Source organism: Streptomyces sp. NPDC042336 (genome assembly GCF_055581985.1).
This window is the reverse complement of the sequence record NZ_JBVJEA010000045.1, coordinates 21023-27681: the sequence shown is the minus strand read 5'-3', so window position 1 is coordinate 27681 and position 6659 is coordinate 21023. Positions and strand designations below refer to the sequence as shown.

The following is a 6659-nucleotide window of genomic DNA, read 5'->3' as shown; positions in this document are numbered from 1 at the left end:
CGCATCCGACAGGATCAACTCGGCCTTCGGCCGCCCAGTACGCGCCACCAGGCAACCCTACACAACTGAACAGAATTCCTGACTCAGAAGACTAGAGCAGGTGCGCCTGCATCCTCGTCCTCCCGGCCGACGAGGTCTGTGACCCTCAGGTCAAGGATTGGCTGGCGAGCCTGTGACCGCTTGCGGGAAGGTGAACAGCTGGTCTGGGTCGCAGGCCGCCTTGACGCGCTGCATCCTCGGGTAATTGTCACCGTGGTAGGCCACCTGCCAGTCGGTGAGTTCGGGGTCCATGCCGTTGGTGTAGCCGCCGGTGCCGAGGTGTGGCTGCATGGTGTTGTGGATGTCGCGCAGCCAGTGGAGTCTGCGGTTGATGTGTGGGCGGTCGGTGAACTGATGCCAGTAGGAGTGGTACTGCACGACACCGGTGGCGGCCCGGTGGGGAAAGGCAGTCGCGTGTGTGGGCCGGTCGCCCACGGCGCCGCCGAGGGCGTCGATGAGCAGGCCGCTGGCCCCGCCCACGCCGGTGAAGTCGTGCAGGTGTTCCAGGGCTGCGGCCATGTCGGTGGCTGACGCGGGGCTGAGGGGTTCGCGCACGATGTGCGACTTGGCGGCGAAGGCGACTCTGGGTCCCAGGGTGCCGCCGCCCCAGCGGTCCGCTTCGCAGGCGGCCCGAGTGTAGTCACAGGGAACGATCACCCGGTTGGTCTCGGGTTCGCCCACCGCGGCGGCCAGCCGGTCCAGCACCGGCTCGAGGACGTCGGGTGTGCCGATGAAGGTTCCAGTCACCGTGGGCTGCGCGGGCAGGCCGGAGTCACTGAGCTGCTCGAAGGCGCACGTGACCGTGCGTGGGGTGGCCACAGCTGTGTTCCAGAGGCTCCAGCCCCGGATCACGGCGGCGGTAGCGGTGGTGGGCCAGCTGACCAGGAAGCGGGCGTAGTTGAGGTCGCGGGTGTCTTCGGTGGCGAAGGTGAATGCGGTGACGGCGCCGTAGTTGCCTCCTCCTCCGCCGCAAAGGGCCCAGAACAGGTCGTCGTCCGGGGGCGGTGAGTCGGCGCGTACGCGGCGGATGCAGCCGTCGGCGGTGACGATCTCGACTTGGTCCAGGTGGTCGCAGGCCAGCCCCCATGCTCTGGTGAACGCAGAGAGTCCGCCGCCGAGGGTGACTCCCGCGAGGCCGATGGTGGGGCAGCGTCCGAGCGGCAGGCCGGCTCCGGCCGCGGCCAGCGCCTGGTGGGCCTGTAGGCCTTTCACACCGGCCCCGAACCGGGCTTGTCCGCCGCCGACGGTGGTGGAGTTGAGGGAGCTGGTGTCGAGGACGAGCCCGGGGCCGGTGGAGTATCCGGCGTAGCTGTGGCCGCCGGAGCGCAGTGACAGCCGGATGCGGCTGCTTTGGGCGAAGTTGACGCATTCCACCACGTCATGGGTATTGGCCGGGTAGGCGATCGCCTGAGGGCGGATGTCGTCGAAGCGCTGATTGACCAGGAGACGGGCCTGTTCATAGGCTGCCTGTTCGGGCCGCAGGAGCACACCCTGCAGGCCGGCTTGCAGGGCCGGCCAGTCCGCCTCCGAGGTTGCGGAGGGTGTGCGCCGGGTCCGTGGGGCAGGTGCGTCCCGGGACATTCCGGAGGGCGCTTGCCGGGGTGTGGTGGCGGGCACGTGGGCGCTCCGCAGCGCGGACAGCGTGTGGATGTCGGTGAGTACGGGGTAGTCGAACGGCAGTGGCCGGGGGCCGACCTGGTCCGGTGGTGCGGTGAAGCCGCCGTCGGGGTCTTGCCGGGCCAGGAGGTAGGTCACCGCTCGGCTGGCGGCCGGCGGGTTCCCGTGCCGTGCGAGGACGGGGACGGCCTGAGCGGTGGAGAGTACGTCGCTGGGATCGTCGGGGAGCTGTCCCCAGCCGCCGTCAAGGTGCTGGGTTTCCGCGAGGCGCGTCATCGACCGGGAGGTGGCGGCCGCGATCCGGGAGGCGCGGCCGGTGTCCGGTGGGGGGATGGCGTGCAGGGCGTCCAGGGCGCGCAGGATGGCGCTGGACTCGCTGACCGTCCAGCTGCGCTCGAAGGTCCCGTCGGCGTTCTGGGCGTTCAGTACGAAATCGAGGGCGGCGGTGAGCAGGCGCTCGTGGTGTGCGGCCCAGGGGGCGAGCGCGAGGATCGCACCGGCCGTCATGTCGAGGTCCGGGGCGTCACCGCGTACCCAGGTGGGGAATCCACCGTCCGGGCCGGCGATACCCGCCAGGTATCCGCTCCCGCGCGCCAGGGTTGCGCTATAGCGGGCGGGGTCGGTGGCGTGCAGGAATTCCATGCACCGGGTGGTGGTGTCCACGTCGGTCTGCTGCATGCCGGTGGCGAAGGGCCAGCCGCCGTCGGGGGCCTGCCAGGCCGCCACCAGGTCGGCCATCCGGGGCACGTACGGCGCAAGTGTGTCCTCGCCGGTGAATGCGAGGCCCGCCACGGCGGTCAGCCATAGGTCCTGGCTGTCCAGGAACGGCATGCCGTCGTCGGCGTTGACGGCCAGGCGCAGCCGCAGGAGCCCGTCGTCGAGGACCGGGGAGCTGGGCTGGAAGGTGCGCAGCGCGTGCAGGCCGAGCAGGTGCGTGGTGGCGCTGGCCTCCCACAGCACCCTGTTACGTCCGCGGGACACCAGCGAGATCAGGCGGCTGCGCTCGGCGTCGGTGACCGCGTGCACACGGCCGCGGGCGTGCGCGTGGATGATGCGGGTGGACAGCAGGTGGACGTCGGTGAAGGTGGTGATGCCCTCCGGTCCCACCGGGGCGGGAGCGTCGCTGTTGTCGAGTGGTGAGCCGCACAGCAGGTGCAGCACCGTGCTCAGCATGACGGCCTTCAGCCGCCCACGCCCGGCTGTGCCATGGCTCACTGCCATGGGCAGGACGGCGGCCCGGTCCGGTGCACGAGCGGCCATCCCCGCCGGGTCCAGACAGGCGTCGATCAGCAGGGCGTCCACCGCGCTCGCGCCGGGCCGCTGCCGTGTGAGGAAGCGGGTCAGGCGGGCCTGCTCACCGGGTTCGGTCTCCTGTGCACGCAGCAAGGCCAGCAGCAGCGCGGACTCCAGTACGCGGCTGCCGCACCGGTCGTCCACGTACCCTGCCGGGTCCACGGCGGCGGCCAGATGCTGTGCGAGAGCGGGCACGCCCCACTCGTGCGCGCCGGCCGTGCTGGCGCGTCCTGCAGTGTTGCGGTGGGTCTCCCGCTGCCAGGCAAGGGAGCCGTTGCGCATGCGGCGGACTGGCACGGCCCGCTCACCGTGTGCGGCGCGGTCGAAGTCGTCCATGCGCGCTGCCAGCATGTCGCGGGCGCGCGCTGCGGCCTGGGAGCGGCTGCACCGGTGATGGCGGGCGAGTACCTCGACCAGGTTGTCCGCTCCCTCGTCCTCTTCGCGCTGTGCGGAGCACAGGTCGTTGGTCCAGGCGACGATGTCAGCGGCCGCGTCCCGCAGCTCCTCGAGCTCACCCGCTGCGGGCAGCGCCCGCTCCATGACGGCGAGAACGGGAAGCACCGTGATCGTGCGGCGGCGCAGCGCCAGGTAGTCGTCCAGACCGAGGTGTACGCCGCACGCGCGTAGCCGCAGTTCGGTGCAGGTGGCGTCGGCGAAGTCCTCGTACAGTACGAGGAAGCGCTGCCGCCATCCCGGCCGGGCCGCGACCCTGGTGCGCTCCCACAGATCGGCCAGCGCGCGCACCTCCGGCGCCGCCTGCACCGGACAGCGGGTTCCGTCTGCGGCGGCGAGGAGACCGAGAAGCTGGTCCAGCATGACCCTGGCCTGCTCCAGGCACGGACCGTGCCGGTCGAAGCAGTCGTCGAGCAGCGTGATGAACGCGCCCCCCTGTCCAAGGAGTTCGAGCTCCGCCGGGCTGGCATCAGGAGCCAGCCAGCCGGCCAAACGGCCGTGCCCCGTCCGCGCCAGCCGCCTCGTCTCCTCTTCCCCGGCGACGAGACCATGCCGCGCCGCCCAGGACCGCACCTCCCGTTCGGCGTGAACCCAGTCGGGACTGCACACGTGGAACGCCTTCTCGACCGGGTCGAGCAGCAAACGACTTCGGGGAGGAGCTCCCCCGCAGGCAGCCCGGGCTATCTCGGCGACACCGACGCCCCACGGTGGGGAAACCGAGAACGGCACCCTGTCTCGCATGTCACCTCCGACGTATCGCACCGCGGCACAGGCCGCACTCTCACCCAGGACACACCGACCAGGGCGACTGAAGCCCGGGCGCAACCGCAAACCACCCTTCCGTGCGAACCAATCCGAAAGGAACGTATGCGTGCCCGTGCGGTGCCGCCTGCTCGTAGAGTTGTTCGCGACTGTTGCCTGGCTTCTGGGCGGCGACTCACCATGGGCCTCGGTATTGCCCGAGGATCAGGAGCCGACGGCCGTCCTGCCCTGCCAATGGCGCCGGCGGTCCGGAGGTGTACTCGTCGCAGTCGGTGCTGCCCACGATTGTCAGCGGCGTTCATGCACCAGTCGACCACGTCCACCGCGTCATTACCGCCCGGAGTCGGGGACCCCGCCAAAGCCTGAGCACAGGCCAGTGAAAGTCTGCGTCGTCTCCCTGTGTTTGCAGGGCTCGGACGCCTCGGACCGCTTCGCCTTGTCCTTGGTGCGACTTGACGGTGAACTTCGTCCACGGCGACCAGGCCGTCTCGTAGAGGCTGCCGTCGAAGGCGTTGGTGTGACGGCGGTGGTGATGACGGCGTCGGTGCCGTTCAAGGCTGCTACGGGCGAATCGTCGTCGAGAATGTCATCGCGGGCGATCTCGACGCCCTTGGTTTCGAGCCGACTTGCCTTGCTGGTGGGCCGCACCAGGGCGCGGAGTCTTCTTGCCGCGTGCCAGGAGTTCGTCGACGACCTTGCCTCCGAGGGAGCCGGTCGCGCCGACGACGAGAACGGGCAGAGGCGTGGAATCGATGGCAGGCATGGGCGTTTTCCTTTCGGTCGGGTCGAGGTGGGGCTCGGGAGTGAGCAGGGACCGCAGGGTGATGTGCCGGTGGCGGTGCGCGGACGGCCGGTGGTGTGGCGGCAGTTCGATGCCCCGTTTCCCGGCGTGCTGCTACACCGCCGACCGTCCGCGGTCTGGCCTGCCCCGGCAGGTCAGCCGGATTCCTCTGGCGGCGCCGGGCGGCTGGCGATAGCGTCGGTGATCGCGTAGGCGGTCTCCACGAAGGCCGCCGCCTGCTGCTCCGTCAGGTTGCCCGCGGCGACCTCCTCCAGGCTCTGCCAGAGGGCGGCGATGGGTTCGCGCATGGCGCGGCCCTTGTCGGTGAGGTGGACGACCATCACACGCCGGTCGTGGGCGGCGGGCTCGCGTACCAGCAGGCCCGCCTCCTGCATGCGGCGCAGGGATTTGGAGACGGTGGAGTGGTCGAGGCCGACGGCTTCGAGGAGTTCGGACTGCGTCTGCCCCTCGCGGTCGAGGAGCTGCATCAGCAACAGTTCCTGGCCGGGGTGCAGGTCCATCTTGCGCAGCAGGACGCCGGCGTAGGCGCGGTGGGCGCGAGCGAGCTGGAAGATCGCGTAGCCCATCGGTCCTCCTGCCGCAGTCGTGGGGATGTCGTGCATGGTCTCCGCTCCTTCAGCCGGTGTGAGCGGGGTAGTCGGTGTATCCGACCGCTCCGCCACCGTAGAAGGTCGCCGGGTCGGGAGTGTTCAGCTTTGCGCCGACGCGCAGCCGTTCGACCAGGTCGGGGTTGGCCAAGGCCAGTGCCCCCACCGAGACCAGGTCGGCGGTGCCGTTCTCGACGTCCTTGGCGCGGGTGGGGATGTCGGCGCCGGCCCGGTTGAGGATCAGCGTTCCCGGCCACTGCGCGCGCAGCGTGTCGAGCAGCGCCTCGTCGCCGACGTGCATCAGGTGCAGGTAGCCCAGGCCGAGGGGGCGAAGCGCCTCGACGAGCGCCGGGTACAGATCGGCGGTGTCGGACTCGGCGATGTCGTTGTACGGGTTTCCGGGCGAGATCCGGATGCCGGTGCGCTCGGGACCGATCTCGTCAGCCACCGCGGCTGCGACCTCAACGGCGAAACGGATGCGGTTTTCGATGGAGCCGCCGTAGTTGTCGGTGCGCTGGTTGGTGTTGTCGGCCAGGAACTGGTGGATGAGGTAGCCGTTGGCGCCGTGGATCTCCACACCGTCCGCGCCCGCCGCGATCGCGGCCGCCGCCGCGCGCCGGAAGTCCTCGACCGTCTCGGCGACTTCCTGCGTGGACAGGGCACGCGGCTCGGGCATCTCCTGCGGGCCGGACGCGGTGAACATCACGCCCGCCGGGCGGATCGCGGCGGGGGCGACCGGCTGACGGTGGTGCGGGGTGTTGTCGGGGTGGGAGATCCGTCCGGTGTGCATCAGCTGGATGTAGATGCGGCTGCCTGCCGCGTGCACGGCGTCGGTGACCGTGCGCCAGCCGGCGATCTGCGCGTCGTCGTAGATGCCGGGGGTGAGGAGGTAGCCCTGGCCGTCGGCCGAGGGCTGGGTGCCCTCGGTGATGATCAGCGCATTCGAAGCCCGCTGGGCGTAGTACTCGGCGTTCAAGTCGGTCGGCACGCCTTCCGGCGTCGAGCGGTCGCGGGTCATGGGCGCCATGACCAGGCGGTGCGGCAAGGACATGTCACCGAGGGTGGTCGGCGTCCACAGGGATTCGAGCATGGGAAATCCTTCGGTA

Annotated in this window: 3 protein-coding genes; all 3 read right to left on the bottom strand. The window is 70.3% G+C overall.

Going from position 1 to position 6659, the window contains the following annotated elements:
- Positions 1-150: 150 nt before the first annotated feature.
- Positions 151-4044, bottom strand: a complete 3894-nt coding sequence (locus ACZ6IM_RS40505; RefSeq protein ID WP_469564115.1) for a terpene synthase family protein — start codon at positions 4042-4044, stop codon at positions 151-153.
- A 1056-nt stretch (positions 4045-5100) separates the two neighbouring features.
- Complete coding sequence (locus ACZ6IM_RS40500) at positions 5101-5568, bottom strand: MarR family winged helix-turn-helix transcriptional regulator (protein ID WP_052843851.1); 468 nt, start codon at positions 5566-5568, stop codon at positions 5101-5103.
- A 13-nt stretch (positions 5569-5581) separates the two neighbouring features.
- Positions 5582-6643, bottom strand: a complete 1062-nt coding sequence (locus ACZ6IM_RS40495) for an alkene reductase (protein WP_052843852.1) — start codon at positions 6641-6643, stop codon at positions 5582-5584.
- Positions 6644-6659 lie beyond the last annotated feature (16 nt).

Bases quoted from the DNA above. Each gene is read 5' to 3' on its own strand.
- ACZ6IM_RS40495 (WP_052843852.1), bottom strand. From the start codon at position 6,643: ATGCTCGAATCCCTGTGGACGCCGACCACCCTCGGTGACATGTCCTTG.
- ACZ6IM_RS40500 (WP_052843851.1), bottom strand. From the start codon at position 5,568: ATGCACGACATCCCCACGACTGCGGCAGGAGGACCGATGGGCTACGCG.